We start from the raw sequence: 20,605 nt of genomic DNA, 5'->3' as shown, positions 1-20,605 counted from the left end.
GATGAAAGAAGGGGGTGAAGGGGGGAAGGCGCGAGCGCGCCCGGCGGACGTCAGACGGTGGTGGCGCCGCTCTTGGCCGCGGCGAGGGCCGCGTCGGTGTCGGCGATGGCCAGCAGGGCGTTGATGTGGGCACCGGCCAGGGCGCCGGCCGCGGCGGCGGCGCCGACCTGCGCGGTTGGATCGGTCGCGTTGCCGGCCACCCACACCCCTGGCACGTCGGTGGCACCGGCCATGCCGGAGGCGAAACGGCGGCCCATGCCATCGGGCAGGTCCTCGATCGGTAGGCCGAGACCCTCCAGGCCCTCGGTGCGGGCCCGCATCAGGGTGGCGACCGCGAGCACACTGCGGGCGACGACCTGGCCGTCCGCCAGCCGCACACCCGCGATGCCACCGTCGTCGGCCCGCACGACCTCCTCCACCGGAGTGTCGACGACGCGGATGTCGCGTGCGGCGAAGCGCGTACGGGTGTCCTCGTCCAGTTCGGTGCCGCGGGTGAAGTAGACGAGGTCGTCGGTCAACTGCCGGAACAGCAGCGCGTGGTGGACCGAGGCGGGGCCCACCGCCAACACCCCTATGGGTTCATCGCGCACCTCCCAGCCGTGGCAGTACGGGCAGTGCACCACGCCGTGGCCCCAGTGCTCCGCCAGACCGGGAACGTCGGGCAGCACATCGCGCAGGCCGGTGGCCACCAACAGGCGGCGCGCCGTCAGGGTGCGGCCATCGGCCAGGGTGACGGTGAAGCGCGGATCGCCCTCGGCGGGTGGGGTGGCCTCGGCGGACGGGGCGTTCCCGGCGGACGGGTCGCCTTCGGCGGACGAGGCGGACGAAGCGGATGAGGCAGGCAGGGCAGACGGGGCGGCCGGCTCGGCGGAGGCGACCTCGCCGGAGACGATCACGCCACCGTAGCGGCGTACCTCCTCCCGGCCCCGCTCATACAGTTCGGCGGGCGGGGTGCCGTCCAGACCGAGCAGGCCGTGCACGCCCTCGGCGGGCGCGTTGCGCGGGGTGCCGCTGTCGATCACGACGACCGAGCGGCGGGAGCGGGCGAGCATCAGCGCACCGTTCAGCCCCGCGGCACCGCCGCCGATCACCACGGCGTCGACGGTTCCGCCCGGCAGTGTGTCGGTCGCGTACGCGGCAGTCGTCACGGGCATGTCCTCGTACCCTCCCTTCATGTGTGGACCCAGCTGTTCCGGGCCGTCTGCACACGACGCTAAGCACTCTTTGCATCTTGCGCATACGATGTTGCCTATGACGCAAGACGAAGGCGATCTGGACAGCCTGGTACGCAAACGGATCCGCGCTCTGAGGGTGGCGCAGGGCTGGTCGCTCGAGGAGCTGGCCTCCCGCGCCAAGCTCAGCCCATCCACGCTCAGCCGTATCGAGAACGGCCAGCGGCGCCTGGCGCTCGACCAGATGGTCACCCTCGCCCGCGCGCTGGACACCTCCCTCGACCAGCTGGTCGAAACGGCCACGGACGACGTCGTCTCCAGCCCGATGATCGACGCTGCCCACTCGCAGATGCGCTGGCCCATCAAGGCCGAGCCCGGTATGAGCGTCGTGCGTCAGCGGATGACGAACCCGCCGCCGGACAGTCCCTCGCGCATGCGCGCGCACCCGGGCCGTGAATGGTTCGTCGTCCTGTCCGGCACCGCCGTCCTGCTGCTGGGCAACCGCCGCTTCCGGATCGAGACCAACCAGGCCGCCGAGTTCCCCACCATGCTGCCGCACGCCCTCGGTGCCGAGGGAGGGCCGTGCGAGATCCTGGGCATCTTCGACCGCGACGCCCGACGCGGTCACCAACGCGACGGCGGTCCCCAACGCTCCGACAACGGCGGCGCGTCAGCCCGTCCCCGTACGTGACCTCCCGCCGCGGTCGGCGCTTGCGCGCTCAGCATCGCCCATGACGATCACTTTGCCGATACGGCAAGAGATCGTGTCGCATGCGCATGGACCGTCCTAGCGTGACGACATGCCTCATCCACACACACCCCAGCACAGCGCACACCACGACGACCATCACCAGCACGACGGCCACGGCAGCCAGGACGGCCAGGAGGACCAGGCGGAGATCCTCGACCTGGACGCGGAGGTCCTCGCCGAGCACATCGCCGCCATCACCGCGTGGCTGCCCGTCCGGACACCCCCTCGTCAGGTCGTGGATCTGGGCTGCGGGACAGGGGCCGGTACCTTCGCCCTCCTCGACCGCTTCCCCGATGCACACATCACCGCTGTCGACTCCTCGGACCGACACCTTCAGCGCCTGCGGGAGAAGGCATGTGCCCGGGGTGTGGACGATCGCGTGCGCACCGTGCGGGCCGACCTCGACGACGCCGACTGGCCCGACCTCGGCACGCCGGAGCTGGTATGGGCCTCGGCCTCGATGCATCACATGGCCCACCCCGACCGCGCACTGCGCGAGGTACACGACCTGCTCGCGCCCGGCGGACTGTTCGCGGTCGTCGAGCTGGCCGGCTTTCCCCGTTTCCTGCCCGCGAACGCCCCGGAGGACCGGCCCGGTCTGGAAGAACGCTGCCACGTCGCCAGCGAGCGCTTCCACGCCGAGCATGTGCCCCACCGTGGCGCCGCATGGGGGCCGAAGCTGACCGACGCCGGGTTCACCCTCGATGGCGAACGCACCATCACCGTGCACATCGAGGGCTCCCACAACGCGGCGGTCGGCGCGTATGCCCTCGGCAGCCTGCGGCGCGTCCGCTACAGCGCCGCCGACGTGCTCCCGGCCGAGGACCTGGCCGCGCTCGACCGGCTGCTCGACACCGACAGCTCCCACAGCATCCTGCGCCGCGGCGACCTCATGGTGCGCACCGAGCGCACCGTCTGGGCCGCCCGCCGCGACAGCTGATCCACCCGCCGTCGGCGCACCCGCGCACAGTTGCTCGCCAGGCAGCGCTCACGCCGTTCTTCTTGCCTTAGGCGCAATAGTCAATGCGCCTGGAGCATGCGGCTCATAGCGTGAGTGTCAGAACTCGCGCAGTCCCGCTGCGCGGCACGGTCGCCGTGCACACCCCATACGACAGGGGTGTGCACGGCGGTGAGGAAGGAGCGCTCTCATGACCGCACACCGGACAGCCGCCGATCGACCGGCGGACAGCTCCGCCGCGGCCGATCCGCCCGGCGAGTACACGGCATGGCGTCAAGGCCGCTGGGAGGAGGTCGCCGGCCCGAACGGCAAGGCGAAGGTCGTCACCAACGGCAAGATCGTCGGCCGTGGTAGGCATACGCTGCCCGGTGTTCCGGGGCAGTGGAGCACCGACGAAGCCGGTGCCCTGACCGTGACGGCCACGGCCGCGGACGGCGTGAGGGTCGACGGCGAGACGGTGGCCGGAACGGCCGAAGTGCCCCCCGGCCGCCCCCTGGAATTCCCGGAGGGCCGCGTCGGCTTCGCCGGTGGTGGCAACGGCGCCTACGGGCTGGTCGTCATGGACCACGCGGCCGTCGAACGCTCCGGCCTCAGTGGTATCGACACCTACCCCTACGACCCCTCATGGGTGTTCGAAGGCAGCTACCGGGCGGTGCCGGAGGGCCGCCGTATCGAGGTGGGACGGCTGACCACTCCGCGCAGCACGGAAGCCATCTCGGCGCCCGTCGACCTCGTCGTCACCATTCACGGCACCGAGTACGTGTTGGCCGTGCTCGAGGACATGCCAGGGCAGCGGCTGGTGGTCTTCACCGACGAAACCAACGGCGACGGGACCCCGGAGATCGGCCGCTGGCTGGTGCTGCCCCTCCTGGAGCCCGGCAGCACGCTGTCGGTCGACTTCAACAAAGCCACCCTCTCCCACCACCACCTGCGGCCCGCCGTCTTCACCTGTCCGCTCTCACCTCCCGGCAACCACTTGCCGATGCGCGTCGGAGCCGGAGAGCGGGCCCTGATCTACGACACGACCGGCACGAAGTAACCCGAGCACCGGACAGCCCACCTCCACAGAAGGACGAAAACCGTGAGCCAGGACCTCAAGGACAAGGCCATCACCTACCTCCGCGCCCTGGAGAAGGCCGACTGGGCGACCGCCCGGGCGATGTGCGCGCCCACAGCCACCGTCTGGCACAACGACGGAAAGGGCGAGCAGACGATCGAGGAGAACATCAAGGGGATGGAGGGGCAGATCGACGCCATCGAGTCGATGCGTTACGACATCACCCGCCAACTCTCCCGGCCCGGCGATGTTCTCCAGCAGCACGTCGTGCACGTGACCACCAAGAACGGTATGCGCGGCCAGGTCCACGCGGCCGTCTACTTCCGCTTCGAAGACGACCTGATCACCCGTATCGAGGAGTACTCCAACTTCATACCGAGCGACGGCGGCGTCTGACATCCACGGTTGCCCAGGCCGCGCGCGGGCCTTCCCGGCGGCGACGGCGACATCGGCTCCGGGCACCGCGCACGATGCCACCGGCCTTCGCCGCACCTGATCCGGTGGCGCCGTTGGCTGTCTCTCGTCGCCACCGGATCTCGGGCGCCGGTGATCCGGATACGGTCCGCCCGCAGCGGGTCACCGCAGGTGGCCTCAGGTGGCCTCAGGCGGCGGTGGTTTCGCGGAAGCTGCCGAGCCGGCCGCCGTGGAAGATCAGCGGGTCGCCGCTGCCGACGGCGGTGATGTCGCGAACGGCCGCGATGATCAGGTGGTGGTCGCCTCCGTCGAGTTGGTGGAGGAGTGTGCAGTCGATCCAGCCGAGGGACCCGTGGATATGGGGTGTTCCGTACGCGGACATCTCCCACTCCAGGGACCGGAATTTGTCGGGGTTCTTGCCGGCGAGTGCGGTGCAGACGGGCTGTTGTCCATCGGCGAGGAGGCTGACGGCGAAGTGTCCGTTGCTGGCGATGGCGGGCCAGCTGGTGGAGGTGCGGGCGACGCTGAAGGTCACCCATGGAGGGTCCAGGGACAGGGAGGCGAAGGTGCCGACGATGAGGCCGCAGGGTGTGGCGGTGCGCGGGTTCGTGGAGCACACGGCGGCGACACCGGTGGGCAGGTGGCGCATGACGGAGCGGAAGTGTGCCGGGTCGATGGTGGACACGGCGGTTGCGGCGGTGACGGCGGTGCTGGTCATGAGGAAGCTCCTGAGCGCTGGGCACGAGGGTTTCCGGACGGGGTGGCTCAACCGGTGGCGGGCTGCTGGTCCCAGCCGGTGTGGATCTGGCGGGCGGTGCGGATGCCGCTTTCGACGGCGCCGTCGATGAATCCGGCCCAGAGGTTGGCGTGGTCGCTGCTGGCGAAGTGCAGGACACCGGTGTTCTCCTGCTGGGCGCGGTGGTAGCGGGTGAGCTGGCGTGGCTGCTGGATGAGCCAGGTCTGCTGGGCGTAGGGGTCGGTCATCCAGTCGTGCCCGTCGGCCTCCAGTACCTCCAGGTCCGCACGCCATACCTTCAGCGCCGCCTCGATGGCGTGCGGGTCGGTGACGTCGATACGGGTGGCGTCGGCGCCGAAGGCCACCAGGACCGCGTCGTGCTCGCCGGCGTACTCGGTGCGTACCACGGAGAGGGGGTGGTGCTGGGAGGAGTAGGCGAAGAACGGCTTGACGGGGCCGCGGACGCGGATCCACGCCTTCACACCTCGGGAGGCGGTCTTCTCCCGGCTGGGGCGGAGTTTGCCCTCGGGGAGGGCGGGGGTGATGTCGAGCTGGTGCAGGATGTTCTGGGGGACGGTGATGACCACCCGGCGGGCGCTGAGGGTCTGCCCGTCGGCGTAGGTGATCTCCGCGCCGTGTGGGGTGTGGGTGAGGGAGCGCACGGGTGAGGACAGGCGGACGTCGGCGTGGGCGTCGGCGGCGATGGCTTCCGCCAGGGCGCGTGTGCCGCCGGTCAGCCGGAAGATCGCCGATGCCTGGTGCATCAGGTGCCAGGATCCGGCGGTGGCGGCGGTCCAGCGCAGGGCACTGGTGTAGGCGCACAGATGGAGCGGGGCGTTGAAGTGGCCGACCCAGGCCGCCTCGTTGGCGTTCTTCTCGCCGACGGGCAGGTCGAGTTCGTCCAGCATCTCCTGGAGGTTGAACTGGTCGACTTCCGCCAGCCGGGGGACGGTCAGTGGCGCGTCGGGCCGGGGGATCCACTTCATGGTGTCTTCCAGCAGCCGGGTCATGCCCGGGTCGATCAGCCGCATGAAGTCTTCGGCGGTGCCGCGGCGTACGTCGTCACCGGCGAGCCAGTAGGTTTCCTCGGCGCGGGGGCCCCGGGTGACGGCCAGTCCGTAGCGGGTGATCTCGGCCCAGACGTGTGGCTGGACCCAGTGCACCCAGGTGCCGCCCATCTCCACATCCCGGCCGAGACGGTGAGCGGTCCAGGTGCGGCCGCCGATCCGGTCGCGTGCTTCCAGGACGACGGTGCGCAGTCCGGTGCGGTTCAGTTCGCGGGCGGTGATCAGGCCGGCGATGCCGGCTCCGATGATGACGACGTCTGTCTGCTCGTGCATATGCGGCCCTTTCCGTGTTCGGCGGGGGTGTGCGGGTCCGTCCCGGGTGGCGGAGCGCGGGTCCGTGTGTGGCGGGGGATGCGTGGTCCGTGTGCGGCAGAGGGCGCGGGGCTGATCAGTACCCCGCCGGGCCCGCGGCCACGGCAGGGGTGTGGTGTGTTGCGCGGTGCCCGGTGGCGGGGTGTGTTTCGGCGGTGTGCCTGGCGCCAGGTCCGAAGAGCTTCTCGCGCAACGTCACGGCCTGCCCGGTGGCGCGGGCGGGGGAGACGATGCCCTGGCGGCGCAGTTCGGGAAGGGCGAGGTCGATGAACCTCCGCCAGCTGCCCGGTTTGGTGGCGTAGCTGAGGTTGACGCCGTCGATATCGGCCTCGTCCCGCCAGCGCCGCAACTCGGCGGCGACGGTCCGCGGGGAGCCCACGACGATGGATCCGGTGCCCCCGATCCCCAGGAACCGCGCGATGTCGCGGACGGTCCAGGCCCGTTCCGGGCCGGCGGTGGCGAACATGTCGATCAGGGATTGCACACCGCGGGTCTTCATGCTCTTCAGCGGTGTGTCCAGATCCCAGGCGGACAGATCGAGCCCGGTCCAGCCGCCGAACCGGGCCAGGGCGCCCTCGACGCCGACGTGGCGCAGATGGGCCTCGTGCGCGGCTTCCGCTTCCTCGTCGGTGGGCGCCACGATCACCGTGAGCAGGACGATGACCTTGATGTCGTAGGGGTCCCGCCCCGCCTCCACGGCGGCCTTGCGGATCCTGTCCACGCCGCGCCGGGCCTGTGCGGTGGAGACGGCGTTGATGAAGACCGCCTCGGCGTGCCGGGCGGCGAACGCCACTCCCCGCGAGGACGCGCCGGCCTGGAACAGTACGGGCGTGCGCTGCGGAGACGGCTCGCACAGCGCGAATCCCGGCACGCTGAAGTACCTGCCGCGGTGCCCGATCGGATGGACGCGGGAGGGTTCCACGTAGGTGGCCGCGGCCGTGTCGCGCACCACCGCGTCCGCCTGCCAGGACCGCTCCCACAGTTTGTAGACGACCTCCATGTACTCCTCGGCGAGCGCATACCGCTCGTCGTGGTCCAACTGCCGCTCCAGCCCCAGGTTGCGGGCGGCGGACTCGGAGTAGGAGGTGACGATGTTCCACCCCACCCTGCCCTTGGTGAGGTGGTCCAGTGTGCTGAAACGGCGCGCCAGCAGATACGGCTGCTCATACGTCAGCGAACAGGTGACCCCGAAGGCCAGGTGCTCGGTCACCGCCGCCATTCCGCTGACCAGCAGGAGGGGATCGTTGACCGGGAACTGGGCCGCGTCGCGCAACGCCCAGTCGGGACGCTGCTGGTACACGTCGTGGTAGCCGACGGTGTCCGCGAAGAAGATGCCGTCGAAGCCCGCCTCCTCGAGCATCCGGGCAACGCCCTTCCAGTACTCCAGATCGGTGTACCGATGCCCTTCATCCCCGTCGGCGCGCCAGGAACCGGCCGTCAGATGAGCGGGGGCGACGATGTCGAAGGCGAACAGGCGCAGAGGGTGGTTCTTCATAAGAGTGCTGCTCCCTCGCATACAGGGGGACGTTCATATAATGAACGTGACGTTCAAGCTAAATCCCATGCGGACGACCGTCAAGAGGTGCAGCTCCACGGGATTTCCGCGACGTGGATCCTTGAGGTCGCACATGAGCCATCGAACGGCACGTTCAGTATGTGAACGTCGTGCGGTATGCGTAGCGCCTCCGGCGGGCGCACGCCGGGCCGGGCTCTTCGGGGACCGGCCGACCATGTGCATCGTCCACCGAGCGTTACGGTGGTACCCGCCGCTTCCCGGTCCGCCCGCAATGCGGACGACCGGACCGCAGACAGACGAAAGGCCCACGCACTGTGCCCGATGGCAGCAGCACCGACGAGGTTCCGGAAACGCCGGACCTCACCAACAAATCTGTCATCAAGGCAACCGTGCTGCTCAGCGAATTGGGGCGGCATCGCAGTGGCATCACGGTGACCGAACTCGCACAACGTGTCGGCATGACCCGGCCCACCGCCTTCCGGCTCCTGCTCAGCCTGGAACAGACCGGGTTCGTCGAGAGAACCGACAGCAAGTACACGCTGGGATGGGAAATCGCACGTCTGGGAAGGCTGGCCGACCCCTATCGAGGCATCATCGCCCGGGTACAGCCCACCCTGGACACACTCGCGACGCAGCTGAACGAGACCATCGGCTACGCGGTGGTCAACGGCGAGACCGACTTCGACCTCGTCGCCGAGGCGGCCGGATCCCGCATGCTCACCGTGTCACAGCCCTACGTCGGCCAGGAATACCCTCTGCACGCCAGCGCCACCGGCAAGATGCTGCTCGCGGAACTGCCCGACGAGCGGCTCGAGTCGCTGCTCCCCGAGAAGCTGCCCGCCCTGACCCGCTACACGATCACGGACCGGGCCGAACTCCTCCGCGCCCTCCATGAGACCAAAGAGCTGTGCTACACCACCATGGACAACGAAGTCGAGGAGGGCCTGTTCGCCGTGGCCGTGGCCGTACGGGACGAAGCGGCCCGGCTGATCGGTGTGATCAGCGCCAACGGCCCCAGCGAACGGATGAAGTCCGGCCGGCTGCCGTACATGGTCGAACGCCTGCAACGAGCCGCCGGCACCATCGCCACCAACCTGACCCAGGGCCCCAGCCCAAGGTGACGCCCGAAGACCGCGAGGATGCGTCAGCCGTCCGGTCAGGCGGCGCGTTCGGTGTCCGGGGGAGTGGGAGGCTCGACGGCAGCCGACGTGGCCATGTGTTCCACTTCCACGCGGGCGCCGGTACGGGTGGCACCCATACCGGCGGTGACGACCAGGGCGACCCCGAGGGCGGGGCCGGGGCCGGGGATCTGATGGAGGACGAGAAGGCCGACCAGGAGGGCCATGGCCGGTTCCAGGCTCATCAGGGTGCCGAAGGACGACGCCGTCAGACGGCGCAGGGCCAGGAACTCCAGCGCGAAGGGGATGACCGGGTTGAGCACGGCGAGGCCGAGCACGATCAGGGCCGGCCGCCAGTGGACTTCCCCGAGCGTCGGGGCGGCCACCAGCATGGCGGCCACCGCCGCGACGGGTAGCGACACCGCCAGGCCGCTCAGGCCGGTGACCCGGTCGCCGACACGCTGGGTGAGCAGTATGTACGTCCCCCAGCAGGCGGCCGCGCCGAGGGCGTAGGCGACGCCGAGGAGATCGACGCCGCCGTGCCAGGGCTCGGTGAGCAGGACGACACCGGCCGCCGCGGCCGCGGTCCAGCGCAGGCGGCTACGGCCCGGGCCGAAGAGGGACACCGCGAGCGGCCCGAGGAATTCCAGGGCGCTTGCCGTGCCCAGCGGGATGCGGGAGATCGCGAGCGCGAAGAAGACCATCATCCCGGCCGTCGCCACGCCGAGGACGGCACAGGCGGCCAGATCGCGCCCTGCGAAGTCGCGACGGCGGGGCCGGACGAGGATGAGCAGCAACAGCCCCGCCCAGGTCACGCGCAGTCCTGCCGTCCCGAGGACACCGAGGTGGGCGAACATCGGGACGGCGAGAGCCGAACCGAGCTGCACGGTGGCCATGCCGGCGACCCCCATCGCCGTCCCGGTCCGGGCGGCATCGGACGTCGGGGCGGGGCCGGGGCCGGGGCCGGGCTCGGGACTGAGGCTGGGGGCGGTGGTGCTGGTCATGGGGCGAGTAGATCGCGCGGCCAACGTTCGCGTCCACGTGCGGATCATGGACGTACCGTTCGGGATCGCTGAACAATGGCCTTATGGAGACACGGCGCCTGCGATTCCTGGTCGAGCTGGCTCGGCTCGGCTCGATGCGGGCGGTGGCCGACGCCCTGCACACGACCACGTCCACGGTCTCGCAGCAGATCGCGGTACTGGCGAAAGAGACGGGCGTCGCGTTGATCGAGCCGCACGGGCGGCTGGTCCGGCTCACGCCCGCCGGCCGACGGCTGGTCGAGCACGCGACCGGCATCCTGGCCGCGGTCGAGACCGCACAGCGCGACCTCGCGCCCGGAGCCGAACCGAGCGGCACGCTACGCGTGGCCGGTTTCGCGACCGCGATCCGCGCCCATCTGCTCCCGATCATCACCCAGCTGGCCACCGAGCACCCGCGCCTGCATGTGCTGGTGCGCGAGCATGAGCCCGTCGAGGCCCTGGCGCAGCTGGCGGCCGACGAGGTGGACCTGGCCCTCGTCTACGACTACAACCTGGCCCCGGCGGAACCCGATGGCTCCTCGACGGCCCTGCCGCTGTGGACGGAGACCTGGAGCCTGGGCGTCCCCGCCGACCATCCCGCCGCCCAGGCCGACACACGGACCGCCGGTACGGTACCTGCCACGGCGGCGCGGACCGTCGCGCGGTTCCGGTCGGCCGACTGGATCGGCAACTCCCGCAACACCGCGGACGAGACGGTGATCCGCACGCTCGCCTCGATGGCCGGCTTCACACCGCGCATGACCCACCGCTCGGACAGCCTGGATCTCGTAGAGGACATGATCACGGCGGGACTCGGCGTCGGACTGCTGCCGACCGCCCGGACCACCGCACCCGGGGTACAGCTGCTGCCGCTGACCGCCCCGGAGGTCTCGATGCGGGTCTTCGCGGTCGCCCGCCGGGGCCACTCGGACTGGCCCCCACTCGCCGTCGTCACCGGCCTTCTCCAGCGGCGAGTGGAACAGGCGGTGTGAAGCGGCCCGCCGCCAGGGCGGCGGCGATGGCCGCGGCGGTGTACATCGGAGTGAGCCGGAATGGACTCCGGGCTCGAGCCGCGATGAGTTCCGGCCGGGTCGCGAGTCTGTATGTGGTGACCGTCTTAGGACGTCGTACGACGCTGCCCGCACGAGACACCACGGAGGACACCATGACAACCACGCCGAACGACCCGACCACCGCGCTGCCCGGCCGCCCGCCCGTGGTCGACATGGCCACCTGGCAGGCCGCCCGTGACGAGCTGCTGGTCCGCGAGAAGGCCCACACCCGCGAGGGCGACGCCCTCGCCGCGGCCCGCCGCCGGCTGCCGATGGTGGAGTTCGACGGGACGGTCGAGGTCGTCGGGCCCGACGGCCCGGTCCCGTTCCTGGACCTGTTCCAGGGGCGCGACGAGCTCGTGGTCTACAAGCACATGTGGTACGACGGCGCGCCGCACCAGGGGCAGTGCGAGGGCTGCACCACCACGGCCTGGCACCTGGAGGACGCCTCCTACCTCAACGCCCGCGGCGTCTCGTACGCCGTCCTGACCACGGGCCGCTGGGACGAGGTGGCCTCCTACGTCGAGTTCATGGGCTACACCCAACCCTGGTACTCGGTGCGCGACGTGGCCGGGCCGGTCGGCGCCCCCATGGGTTACCTCACCTGTTTCCTGCGCGACGGCGACCGCGTGTTCCTCACCTACTCCACGACGGGCCGTGGCAATGAGCGGGTCAACGGGTCCATGGGCCTGCTCGACATGACGCCCTACGGCCGTGGCGAGACGTGGGAGGACAACCCCGAGGGCTGGCCCGAGGGGCGCCACGCGTGCTGGTCCTGGCGCTCGGACGCGGACGGGAACGCCACCTGGGGGCCGACCAGCCGACCCGTGCCGCAGTGGACCCGCCCCGGCGCGACCCCGGTGGAGACCCTCGGCCGGAACGGCCACCACCACTGACGCGCCTTCGTCGGCAGCGACGGTAAAGGGTCTGGGCGCGCTGACGGCAGGCCGATCGTGGCGGCGCTCCGATCGTGGCGGCGCTCTGATCGTGGCGGCGCTCTGATCGTGGCGGCATTCCGATCGTGGCGCGGAGGCATGACGCAGCGGGGGCCGAACGCACATCAGCCCCCGCCACGTCACAGATGCGCCGCGCCGCGACGCTCCGACGAACCGCTACGAGGCCGACGGTCCGGTCCAGTCGGCCGCCACATGGCCGATGCGCACGCGCTGCGGGTGGTCGCCGACCGACACGGACGCGGTCTTCTCGCCCGTCGCGAAGTCGATCGCGGTGACCCGGTCGGCACCGCTCTCGGAGACGACGCAGGAGGTGCCGTCGCCGCTCACCGTCGCCCAGTACGGTTTCGAAGTCGGCACCAGGGGGCCTTCCTGGAGCGATTCCCGGTCGACGACGGTCGCGTAGTCGTCCATCGTCCCGGCCACGCACAGCTTCCTGCCGTCGGGGCTCATCGACAGGCCGTGGTGGCGGGAGTCGTTGACCCAGGTGGTGCGGTCCTCACTGGTGGCCGGGTTCTTCGGGAGGGTTTTCGCCCGGGTGATCTTGTCGTTGGCCACGTCGTACTCCAGGAACCCGTTGAAGAAGGAGACCTGGAAATAGAGCTTGGACTCGTCGGGGGTGAACGCGACGGGCCGGACGGCGTCGGACAGGTCCTTGCGGCCGAAGGCGTCCAGCCGTTCGCGCATGTCGATGACCTTGACCTGCCGATATGTACTCGTGTCGACCACGGTGATGTGCCGGTCGCCCTTCGTCCAGTCCATCGACGGATCGTCCAGGTCGGTGTTGACCTCGCCGATCGACATGTTCCAGAGGTACTTGCCGCCGTCGGTGAACACGTTCTCATGGGGCTTGTCACCGGCGGAGAACGAACCGAGCTGCTTTCCCGTCTCGATGTCGAGGATATGCACCGTGTTCGAGGTCGAAGCCGACACCGCGACGCGCTTGCCGTCGGGCGACACGGCCATGTGGTCCGCGCGGAAACCCGACACCGGGAAGCGCCAGTTGATTTTGCCCGTCGCGACGTCGATCGAGACCACGTCGGCGAAACTGGGCCGGGATACGACGATGGCGGACCCGTCCGGGGTCGAGTACATGTCGTCCACGAACTGGTCGTGCCCTTCACCCGGCCCCAGCCGGATCCCCAGGAAGAAGGCGAGCTTGATGGGGTTGAGGTAGATCTCGGTGAGCCGCTGGTCCTTGTCCGGTATGACGTTGATCCGGCCGATCTTGGCCAAGTCGCCGCTGGACTTGATGACATCGGCGGTGCCGTCCCAGTTGTTGCCCACGAACATCACCTCCCGCAGACCGGCTGCCTTTGACTCCGCGGAGGCACTCACCGCCGTGGAACCGGTGACGGCCAGTGCCACGGCGGCGGCGAGGGAGAGAACCATTCGGGTGGAGCCACGGTGCTCGGGCGGCATGGCCACTCCATTCGAGGTGGGGGTCTGTCATCGTCGGGGCGCCACCTACTGGAAAGTAATGAAGGCGGATACCTCTCACAAGAGTTGTGACGGCAAAAAATGACAGGCCCTCAACTTCGCAGACGCGGCGGGGTCCGCTCCGGCCTGTGGGTGACACCTTTGCCTCGGGTAGGGCCTCCGGGCTGCCACGTTCCAAGGGGGGAAGTCCGGGCCGGGCCGCGGTCGGGCGGCTGAGTGGTAAGAATAGGTACGTGTCGAAAGAGGTCCAGGTCAGCGCCCCGCGCACGCGCAACCGCTGGGGGGAGGGCGAGCGGCTCCGTGGGGAGATCCTCGCCGCGGCCAGCCGATTGCTGTCCGAGCTCGACGGGGAGGACGGGCTGACCATCCGCGGTGTCGCCCGCGTCGCCGGTATCGCGCCGGCCAGCATCTACCAGCACTTCACCGATCGGGCCGCGCTCGTGGCGGGCCTCACCGAGCACGAGTTCGTCCGGCTGCGCGTCGCGATGGAGGCGGCCGGTGATCGCGTGGACTCCGGGGACGTGGTGGGCCGTGTGCGGGCGATGCTCCACGCCTCCTGCCGGTTCGCGATGGACAATCCGGGGCACTACCGGCTGATGACGGCCAACGGGCCTCCCGGGACCGCGCCCGGCGTCCGTCCGGCCGGGCCACTGGTCGACGTGATCGACCTGCTCGTCGCCGGTTTCGCGCGCTGCGCCGCGGCGGGGGTCGCGCTCCGGGTGTCCCCTGAGCGGGCTGCCGTGATCGCGTTCGTCGGTGCGCATGGTCGCGTCGCCCTCTTCCAGGACTCCGCCAAGCACAACGACGCGGACTCCGTGATGTCGTTCGTCGACGAGTTCGTTGCGCTTGTTTTCGCCTGAAGCGCGGCTTTTTCTCTCATTTCATCCCGGCTGTTCTCCTCTGTGATGGCGGTTTTGATCAAGACGGTGGACAGGTGCCCTCAAGATTCCTAACGTTTGTTCAGTAAGTTGGCGAACGATCGTTTGGTAACTTTTTGGTGAACCCGGAAAGGATCGGCATGTTTCATCTTGATCACCTCTGCCTGGGCGTCCGCGAGTTGGGCGACGGCGTCCGCCGGGTGCACGAGGAGACGGGACTCGCCCACTACGACGGTGGCGTCATCGCCGACGCCATCGCGAACACGATCTTCCCGCTCGGCGAGGACGTCTACCTGGAGGTCGAGGCGGTGACGGCCCCCGCAGCCGTACGGGATGCGGGGGCCGCCTGGTTCGACCGGGCCGTCGCGGACGGCGACCGGTGGATGTTCTGGAGCCTGCGCGCCGACACCCTCGAGGAGCTGGCCGCGGTCGCGCAGCGGCTCGGCGGCGAGGTGGCGCGGCTTCCGGGGCGCGTCCAGCCCGACGGCACCCAGCGCATCATCACCACCGCGCCCGGCCCCGGCCGCGCGTTTGACACGTGCTGGCGCCGGGGGCTGCCGAACTGGTTCTACCGGGAGGACCCGGCCACCAACCCGGATCGCGGGGAGGTGGGGCGCGGTGATCGCGGGGCGGCCGTGACCCGGCTGGAGATTGGCGCCGACGCCGCGGAGCTGCGGGAGCACATCGGTGCCGAGACCTTCGGGCGGCTGCCGCTGGTGGTCGTGCCCGGCCGGCCGGGCGTGCGCGCGGTCACGGTGCGCACCGCGTCGGGGCGCGAGGTGACCCTGCGCAGGGACCCGGCCGACCTGTAGAGCCGTCGGGGATCAGGGCCGGCCGAACCAGGTCCTGATCCGGTCCAGGTGCCCGACGTCCCCGCGGATCGCGCCCATCCGCCCCAAACCCTGCCCTCCAGCCGCCGTCCGGCACCGCATGGCCCCCTTGGAGGGGCCTTCGCGGGCGGGCCGCGCTCTCAACGATCGGTGAGATGTGATCGCATCGCCTCGGCCCCGACCCGGCCGCGTACGGAGAACCACAGGTTGAAGGAGACTCTCTGCCCCGGCCGCAGCGTCGGGGGATCGAGGAGGGCGACGTGGATGCCTTCCCGGGACATCCGCAGTGTGCTGTGTGCGCGCACGGTCACTGCTTTCGGCCGCCGGACGGTGCCCGGCCGTTTCCGGTCGGGCTCGCGCAGCATGGATACTCCCAACTCCGGGGAGTCGGCGAAGATCAGGGTGTCGTCGGTGTCCCCGACGTTGCGGATCTCGAAGTAGGCGGCGGCCGTCTGCCCGGTGGACTGGACGATACGGCCGCCACTGACCCGGATCCTCGGTGTGGGCTCTCCCGCCGCTCCGGTCGCCGTGTAGCCCGTGAGCAGGGCCAACGCCAGTGCACAGCCGCCCACCGGTACCAGCGCCGCCCGTACTCCCCGGGCCGTCGTCCTCCTCAGGCGGCATCGCGGCGTGGTGCGGTCATCGGTCGCTGAGGACATCGGACTTCCTTCCCGGGTGGCTGTGCTCGGTGGCCGCGGGGCGGTATGAGGAGAGGGGAGCGGGCGGGGTGGCGGTCCGCCGCCCGCCGGGGGTGTAGTACCGCAGCCGCAGGCTGTTGGTGACGACGAGGACGGAGCTGGCGGACATGGCCGCGGCCGCGACCATGGGGTTGAGCCAGCCGGTCGCGGCCAGCGGAACGGTGACCACGTTGTAGCCGAAGGCCCAGACGAGATTGGCGCGGATGGTGCTCAGTGTGCGCCGGGTGAGCCGGATGGCGTCGACGACGGCCAGCATGTCGTTGCGTACGAGGGTGATGTCGGCCGCGCCGATCGCGGCGTCGGTGCCACCGCCCATCGCCATGCCCAGGTCGGCGGAGGCCAGCGCGGCGGCGTCGTTGACCCCGTCCCCGATCACCGTGACGCACCGGCCCTGCTCGCGCAGTGCGGTGACGATCCGTTCCTTGTCCTCCGGGGTCACTCCGGCGTGGACCGTGTCGATGCCCGCCCGTTCCGCCATCGCATGGGCGGGGGCGGCGCCGTCACCGGTCACCAGCACCGGCTCGATGCCCAGCGCGCGCACTTCGTGGACGGCCTCGCGACTGGTGGGCCGCAGGGTGTCGCCGACGGCGAGCAGTCCCGTGGGGCGGTCGTCGATCTCCACGATCACGGCGGTGTGCGCGGCGCGGTCGGCGGCCGCGCGCGCCCGGCGCAACGGCTCCGGCAACGGCTCCGACGGCCGGGGGCGGCGTACCCGCACCTCACGGCCGTCCACACGCCCGGACACGCCCTCACCGGCAACGGCCCGGAAGTCCGTCACCTCCGGCAGCCGCGCGACGCCGTCCTCCTCGTGGCGGGCAGCCACGACCACCGCCCGGCCGATGGGGTGCTCGGAGCCCTGCTCCACGGCCGCGGCCAGCCGGAGCACCTCGCTCGCCTCCGGACCGCCCTCCGCCACGGTCGTGTCGGTCAGCGTCATGTGCCCCGTGGTGAGTGTGCCGGTCTTGTCGAAGACCACGGTGTCCACACGGCGCAGCCGCTCCAGCGCCTCCGGACCGCGGACCAGGACGCCGAGTTGCGCCCCGCGTCCGCTGGCCACCAGGAACGCGGTCGGTGTGGCGAGCCCCAGCGCACAGGGGCAGGCCACCACGAGCACGGCCACGGCCGTGGTGACGGCGGTCTCACCCGCCGCGCCCGCGCCGAGCCAGAAGCTCAGCACCGTGCCGGCGATCGCCACGATCACCGGCACGAACACTCCCGCCACCGCGTCGGCCAGCCGCTGGATCCTGGCCTTGCCCGCCTGCGCCTCGGTCACCAGGCGGGTGATGCGGGCCAGTTGCGTATCGGCGCCGACCGCCGTGGCCCGCACGACGAGCAGCCCGCCGGAGTTGACGGCGCCGCCGACCACGGCGGTGCCGGGTGTCACCTCCACCGGCACGCTCTCGCCGGTGACCAGGGAGAGATCCAGCGCCGAGCCGCCCTCGACCACCACTCCGTCCGTGGCGACCTTCTCACCGGGGCGCACCATGAACTCCTGTCCCGTGGTGAGTTCGGCCACCGGGACGCGGCGGTTGCCGTCCTGCTCCCTCAACTCCACGTCATTCGCGCCGAGTTCGGCGAGTGCCCGCAGCGCCGAGCCGCTGCGGTGCCGGGCCCGCGCCTCCAAGTGGCGCCCGAGCAGGACGAACAGCGGCACGGCGACCGCCGCCTCCAGATAGATATGGGGCACACCGTCGTCGGCCGAGGGCAGCAGGCTGAACGGCATGCGCATCCCCGTCACACCCGCGCCACCCCAGAGCAGGGCGTACGCGGACCAGGCGAACGACGCGAGGACGCCGAGGGACACCAGGGTGTCCATGGTGGCCGTGGCATGCCGCAGACCGCGCAACGCCCGTCGGTGGAAGGGCCACGCGCCCCAGGTGGCGACCGGCGTGGCGAGGGAGAAGCAGGCATGCTGCCACCGGTCGAACTGCCAGGCGGGGACCATCGAGATGACGATCACAGGCAGCGCCAGCACCGCCGTGACGACGAGCCGCTCGATGTCGACGACCTCATCGCGGCCGGGCCCGTCGTCGGCCCCGCCCCCGGGCGATCGGCTGTCGTCTTCTCCGGTGGCGGCGGGAGGCGCGGGGAGATCGGCGGTGTAACCGGCTCGTTCGACGGTGGCGATCAGTTCGTCCACGTCCACGGTGACCGGGTGGGAGACCCGCGCCGTGCCGGTGGCGAGGTTCACGGTGGCGCTCACGCCCTCGACGCGGGCCAGTTTCTTCTCCACCCGCGCCACGCAGGCCGCGCACGTCATCCCGCCGATCAGCAGGTCGGTGGTGCGGGCGGACACGCCGGACGAGGTTGTCGGATCGGACGTGGTGTCCGGACATTTGCTCATCGCGCCCCTTCCCAGGCGCCGGGGCCCTGCGGCCCCATGCCCTGCGGCCCCATGCCGTGCGTATCCATGCCTCCGGCCCCGCCGTCCTGCGGCACACTCCGATGGATACCGGGTGCCACCGGACCGGCCGCCCGCCCCACCGCGTAGGAGGCGGCCATCAACACCGCCAGGAGGACGAGAAACCCGGCCAGGGCGGGAGGCGGCAGCGCGCGCCGCGCCCGGGCGACGCGCGGCTCCGCCCCGTCGGGCGCCGGTCGCGGCGGCGAGGTGGTATCGGTCAATGGCATCTTCGGCACTCCCCTGTGCGGGCTTGGCGGAAACGGCCGGGGTTCGCTCACCTCTACGGGCCCGGGACGCCGGCCGCTCACCGTACGGAGGCTCTGTCACACAAGGAGAAAAACCGCCCCGGCCGGGAACCGTCCGGGTGAGTCGGCCGACCTCTGAGCTGTGAGGGTTCTCTGCCCCGGTCCGGCGGAGAGCGGAAGGCCCGACTTGGGAGCGGCCGGGGCACACCTGTCCACCCGGCCGGACGGAGGGGCGGGCGCGGCGGAGGGCGAGCGGTCGCGTCTCCACCGCACCCGGGAGCCTGTTGCCGGACGGGATGCCCTGTGGCGCACATCACACCACACCTCTGAAACTTCTTCCCCCGGAGGCCCGACTACTGGACCGGTACGGCTCCGGCCGACCGGTATCGTCCCCGAGCCAGGAGTTCCCATGTCCGCCGAACCCGTCGCCGCCGACACCGAAGACGGACCACAGCCGCCTGGCACGCCGCAGCCCGACGGCGCGCCCCGGACATCGGACTCGGCCGCGGGTCCTCGTGGCTGGTCGGTCCTGCGCCCGTTGGTCCTGCGCCCGTTGGTCCTGCGCCCGTTGGTCCTGCGACTGCATTTCTACGCGGGAGTCCTCGTAGCGCCGTTCCTGCTCGTCGCCGCCGTGACCGGACTCCTCTACGCGGGCTCCATCCAGGCCGAGAAGATCGTCTACGACCATGAGTTGCGGGTCCCGGTCGGCAAGAGCGAACTGCCCCTCTCTCAGCAGATCGCCGCCGCTCGCAAAGCCCACCCCGACGGGGAGATCGGCGCGATCCGCCCCTCACCGGAGGCGGGCGCCACGACGCGCGTGCTGCTCTCCGGCGTCAAGGGTGTCGACCCCGAGCACAAGCTGGCCGTCTTCGTCGACCCGTACACGGGGAAGGTGCGCGGCGCGTTGGAGCAGTACGGCACCAGTGGCGCGCTGCCGCTGCGCACCTGGATCGACGACCTGCACCGCAATCTGCATCTCGGCGACAGCGGCCGCCTCTACAGCGAGCTCGCCGCCAGTTGGCTGTGGGTGATCACCGGCGGGGGTCTGGTGCTGTGGATCGCTCGACGCCGCAAGGGCTCGGTGAGGCGGAGGCTCCGCGCGACGGCGTTGCCGGACCGGTCCGCCACGGGCCGCCGGCGGATGATGTCCTTTCACGGCTCGGTCGGGGTCTGGGCGGCGCTGGGGCTGTTCTTCCTGTCCGCGACCGGTCTGACCTGGTCCACGTACGCGGGTGCGAACGTCACCGACCTCCGCGCCTCCCTCGGCCAGGCCACTCCGGCCGTCAGCTCCGCCGGCGGCGGCGAACACGCCGGACACGGCTCCATGCCGGGCATGGACATGGGCGGGTCGAGCGGAAAGGGCGGCGAGTCCGCCGATGTCGGTGTCGACGCCGTACTGAAGGCCGCGCGCGCCGAGGGGCTGGGCAACCCGGTCGAGATCGTCCCGCCCACCGGGGCAGGCGCCGCGTACACCGTCAGCCAGATCCAGCGCAGCTGGCCCGAAAAGCAGGACGCCGCCGCCGTTGACCCGGCGACCGGTCAGGTCACCGACGTGGTGCGGTTCGCCGATCATCCGCCGCTGGCCAAGCTCTCCCGCTGGGGAATCGACGCCCATATGGGGAGCCTGTTCGGGCTGCCCAATCAGATCGCCCTGGCCGCCCTCGCGCTCGCCCTGATCTTCCTGATCGTGTGGGGCTACCGGATGTGGTGGCGGCGCGGCCGGGCCGGTGCCTTCGGCCGCCCCATCCCACGCGGCGCCTGGCGGCAGGTGCCGTCGTACGTTCTCGCGGTGTTGACCGTCGTCGTCGCGGTCCTCGGCTACTACCTGCCGCTCCTCGGCCTTCCCCTGATCGGCTTCCTGCTCATCGACCTCGCACTCGGCCGCCTGGCCGACCGGCGTGGAAAACGGGCTGAAACGGCTGGTGCCTGAGGTGAACACCGCTGTCCATACACGCATAACCACGCCCGAGGAACGGGCGACA

19 protein-coding genes are annotated in these 20,605 nt (G+C 70.7%); 10 read left to right on the top strand and 9 right to left on the bottom strand.

From position 1 onward, the window contains the following. Positions 1–50: 50 nt before the first annotated feature. Entirely contained in the window at positions 51–1,154 is a 1,104-nt protein-coding gene (locus tag AB0E24_RS06160) for an NAD(P)/FAD-dependent oxidoreductase (protein WP_359375080.1), read from the bottom strand. 97 nt (positions 1,155–1,251) lie between these two features. Between AB0E24_RS06160 and AB0E24_RS06155 the strand changes: the two genes are divergently transcribed. The 4 genes from AB0E24_RS06155 (at position 1,252) to AB0E24_RS06140 (ending at position 4,334) form a co-directional block, all read left to right on the top strand. Next, complete coding sequence (locus AB0E24_RS06155) at positions 1,252–1,863, top strand: XRE family transcriptional regulator (RefSeq protein ID WP_079255971.1); 612 nt, start codon at positions 1,252–1,254, stop codon at positions 1,861–1,863. 109 nt (positions 1,864–1,972) lie between these two features. Then, positions 1,973–2,863, top strand: a complete 891-nt coding sequence (locus AB0E24_RS06150) for a class I SAM-dependent methyltransferase (RefSeq protein ID WP_359375079.1) — start codon at positions 1,973–1,975, stop codon at positions 2,861–2,863. 208 nt (positions 2,864–3,071) lie between these two features. Then, positions 3,072–3,920: a DUF1684 domain-containing protein gene (locus AB0E24_RS06145; RefSeq protein WP_359375078.1), complete on the top strand. Its 849-nt coding sequence runs from the start codon at positions 3,072–3,074 to the stop codon at positions 3,918–3,920. 42 nt (positions 3,921–3,962) lie between these two features. Next, the gene (locus AB0E24_RS06140; RefSeq protein WP_069862770.1) at positions 3,963–4,334 is read left to right on the top strand and encodes a nuclear transport factor 2 family protein; all 372 of its coding nucleotides are present in this window, start codon (positions 3,963–3,965) and stop codon (positions 4,332–4,334) included. A 205-nt stretch (positions 4,335–4,539) separates the two neighbouring features. On the opposite strand, the gene AB0E24_RS06135 is transcribed toward AB0E24_RS06140, so the two are convergent. The 3 genes from AB0E24_RS06135 to AB0E24_RS06125 form a co-directional block, all read right to left on the bottom strand. Then, on the bottom strand, positions 4,540–5,070 hold the full coding sequence (locus AB0E24_RS06135; protein ID WP_359375077.1) for a flavin reductase family protein: 531 nt from the start codon (positions 5,068–5,070) through the stop codon (positions 4,540–4,542). 47 nt (positions 5,071–5,117) lie between these two features. Then, the gene (locus AB0E24_RS06130; RefSeq protein ID WP_359375076.1) at positions 5,118–6,428 is read right to left on the bottom strand and encodes a flavin monoamine oxidase family protein; all 1,311 of its coding nucleotides are present in this window, start codon (positions 6,426–6,428) and stop codon (positions 5,118–5,120) included. Between the two features lie 115 nt (positions 6,429–6,543). After that, positions 6,544–7,962 carry an LLM class flavin-dependent oxidoreductase gene (locus AB0E24_RS06125; RefSeq protein ID WP_359375075.1) on the bottom strand — a complete coding sequence of 473 codons (1,419 nt, stop codon included), beginning with the start codon at positions 7,960–7,962 and terminating at the stop codon, positions 6,544–6,546. Positions 7,963–8,297: 335 nt separating this feature from the next. Here AB0E24_RS06125 and AB0E24_RS06120 point away from each other — a divergent pair, with 335 nt between their 5' ends. Beyond that, entirely contained in the window at positions 8,298–9,104 is an 807-nt protein-coding gene (locus AB0E24_RS06120; protein ID WP_359375074.1) for an IclR family transcriptional regulator, read from the top strand. A 35-nt stretch (positions 9,105–9,139) separates the two neighbouring features. Here AB0E24_RS06120 and AB0E24_RS06115 read toward each other — a convergent pair whose 3' ends face one another. Then, on the bottom strand, positions 9,140–10,105 hold the full coding sequence (locus AB0E24_RS06115; RefSeq protein WP_347231378.1) for an EamA family transporter: 966 nt from the start codon (positions 10,103–10,105) through the stop codon (positions 9,140–9,142). 83 nt (positions 10,106–10,188) lie between these two features. On the opposite strand from AB0E24_RS06115, the gene AB0E24_RS06110 reads away from it, so the two are divergent. Beyond that, positions 10,189–11,115, top strand: a complete 927-nt coding sequence (locus AB0E24_RS06110) for a LysR family transcriptional regulator (RefSeq protein ID WP_359375073.1) — start codon at positions 10,189–10,191, stop codon at positions 11,113–11,115. Between the two features lie 173 nt (positions 11,116–11,288). Further along, positions 11,289–12,071, top strand: coding sequence for a DUF899 family protein (locus tag AB0E24_RS06105; RefSeq protein WP_079255963.1), 783 nt, complete (start codon positions 11,289–11,291; stop codon positions 12,069–12,071). A 216-nt stretch (positions 12,072–12,287) separates the two neighbouring features. On the opposite strand, the gene AB0E24_RS06100 is transcribed toward AB0E24_RS06105, so the two are convergent. Beyond that, complete coding sequence (locus AB0E24_RS06100; RefSeq protein ID WP_359375072.1) at positions 12,288–13,550, bottom strand: outer membrane protein assembly factor BamB family protein; 1,263 nt, start codon at positions 13,548–13,550, stop codon at positions 12,288–12,290. A gap of 251 nt (positions 13,551–13,801) precedes the next feature. On the opposite strand from AB0E24_RS06100, the gene AB0E24_RS06095 reads away from it, so the two are divergent. Together AB0E24_RS06095 and AB0E24_RS06090 are read left to right on the top strand one after the other, a co-directional pair. Next, a complete protein-coding gene (locus tag AB0E24_RS06095; protein WP_087684134.1) occupies positions 13,802–14,428 on the top strand; it encodes a TetR/AcrR family transcriptional regulator in 627 nt (208 codons plus the stop codon). Positions 14,429–14,586: 158 nt separating this feature from the next. Continuing rightward, positions 14,587–15,258: a VOC family protein gene (locus tag AB0E24_RS06090; protein ID WP_359375071.1), complete on the top strand. Its 672-nt coding sequence runs from the start codon at positions 14,587–14,589 to the stop codon at positions 15,256–15,258. 158 nt (positions 15,259–15,416) lie between these two features. Here AB0E24_RS06090 and AB0E24_RS06085 read toward each other — a convergent pair whose 3' ends face one another. From AB0E24_RS06085 to AB0E24_RS06075, 3 genes are read right to left on the bottom strand one after another with little or no spacing between them, the layout of a single operon-like run. After that, positions 15,417–15,935: a copper chaperone PCu(A)C gene (locus AB0E24_RS06085; protein ID WP_359375070.1), complete on the bottom strand. Its 519-nt coding sequence runs from the start codon at positions 15,933–15,935 to the stop codon at positions 15,417–15,419. Continuing rightward, entirely contained in the window at positions 15,916–18,318 is a 2,403-nt protein-coding gene (locus tag AB0E24_RS06080) for a heavy metal translocating P-type ATPase (RefSeq protein WP_359375069.1), read from the bottom strand. The genes AB0E24_RS06085 and AB0E24_RS06080 overlap by 20 nt, the downstream gene beginning before the upstream one ends. After that, positions 18,315–18,605, bottom strand: a complete 291-nt coding sequence (locus AB0E24_RS06075) for a hypothetical protein (protein WP_147967216.1) — start codon at positions 18,603–18,605, stop codon at positions 18,315–18,317. Before AB0E24_RS06075 ends, AB0E24_RS06080 begins: the two co-directional genes overlap by 4 nt. Before the next feature lie 427 nt (positions 18,606–19,032). Between AB0E24_RS06075 and AB0E24_RS06070 the strand changes: the two genes are divergently transcribed. Then, positions 19,033–20,553: a PepSY-associated TM helix domain-containing protein gene (locus AB0E24_RS06070; protein WP_359375068.1), complete on the top strand. Its 1,521-nt coding sequence runs from the start codon at positions 19,033–19,035 to the stop codon at positions 20,551–20,553. The last annotated feature ends 52 nt before the right edge of the window (positions 20,554–20,605 follow it).

The sequence above is a fragment of the Streptomyces malaysiensis subsp. malaysiensis genome, assembly GCF_040653035.1.
GTDB lineage: Bacteria > Actinomycetota > Actinomycetes > Streptomycetales > Streptomycetaceae > Streptomyces > Streptomyces malaysiensis.
Note: the sequence above shows the minus strand (reverse complement) of the source record. Positions and strands in the feature narration are given on the sequence as shown.

Excerpts from the sequence above, each read along its gene's own strand:
- AB0E24_RS06160 (WP_359375080.1), bottom strand. The coding sequence starts at position 1,154 with ATGCCCGTGACGACTGCCGCGTACGCGACCGACACACTGCCGGGCGGA.
- AB0E24_RS06155 (WP_079255971.1), top strand. The coding sequence starts at position 1,252 with ATGACGCAAGACGAAGGCGATCTGGACAGCCTGGTACGCAAACGGATC.
- AB0E24_RS06150 (WP_359375079.1), top strand. The coding sequence starts at position 1,973 with ATGCCTCATCCACACACACCCCAGCACAGCGCACACCACGACGACCAT.
- AB0E24_RS06145 (WP_359375078.1), top strand. The coding sequence starts at position 3,072 with ATGACCGCACACCGGACAGCCGCCGATCGACCGGCGGACAGCTCCGCC.
- AB0E24_RS06135 (WP_359375077.1), bottom strand. The coding sequence starts at position 5,070 with ATGACCAGCACCGCCGTCACCGCCGCAACCGCCGTGTCCACCATCGAC.
- AB0E24_RS06130 (WP_359375076.1), bottom strand. The coding sequence starts at position 6,428 with ATGCACGAGCAGACAGACGTCGTCATCATCGGAGCCGGCATCGCCGGC.
- AB0E24_RS06125 (WP_359375075.1), bottom strand. The coding sequence starts at position 7,962 with ATGAAGAACCACCCTCTGCGCCTGTTCGCCTTCGACATCGTCGCCCCC.
- AB0E24_RS06115 (WP_347231378.1), bottom strand. The coding sequence starts at position 10,105 with ATGACCAGCACCACCGCCCCCAGCCTCAGTCCCGAGCCCGGCCCCGGC.
- AB0E24_RS06110 (WP_359375073.1), top strand. The coding sequence starts at position 10,189 with ATGGAGACACGGCGCCTGCGATTCCTGGTCGAGCTGGCTCGGCTCGGC.
- AB0E24_RS06105 (WP_079255963.1), top strand. The coding sequence starts at position 11,289 with ATGACAACCACGCCGAACGACCCGACCACCGCGCTGCCCGGCCGCCCG.
- AB0E24_RS06100 (WP_359375072.1), bottom strand. The coding sequence starts at position 13,550 with ATGCCGCCCGAGCACCGTGGCTCCACCCGAATGGTTCTCTCCCTCGCC.
- AB0E24_RS06090 (WP_359375071.1), top strand. The coding sequence starts at position 14,587 with ATGTTTCATCTTGATCACCTCTGCCTGGGCGTCCGCGAGTTGGGCGAC.
- AB0E24_RS06085 (WP_359375070.1), bottom strand. The coding sequence starts at position 15,935 with ATGTCCTCAGCGACCGATGACCGCACCACGCCGCGATGCCGCCTGAGG.
- AB0E24_RS06080 (WP_359375069.1), bottom strand. The coding sequence starts at position 18,318 with ATGAGCAAATGTCCGGACACCACGTCCGATCCGACAACCTCGTCCGGC.
- AB0E24_RS06075 (WP_147967216.1), bottom strand. The coding sequence starts at position 18,605 with ATGCCATTGACCGATACCACCTCGCCGCCGCGACCGGCGCCCGACGGG.
- AB0E24_RS06070 (WP_359375068.1), top strand. The coding sequence starts at position 19,033 with ATGTCCGCCGAACCCGTCGCCGCCGACACCGAAGACGGACCACAGCCG.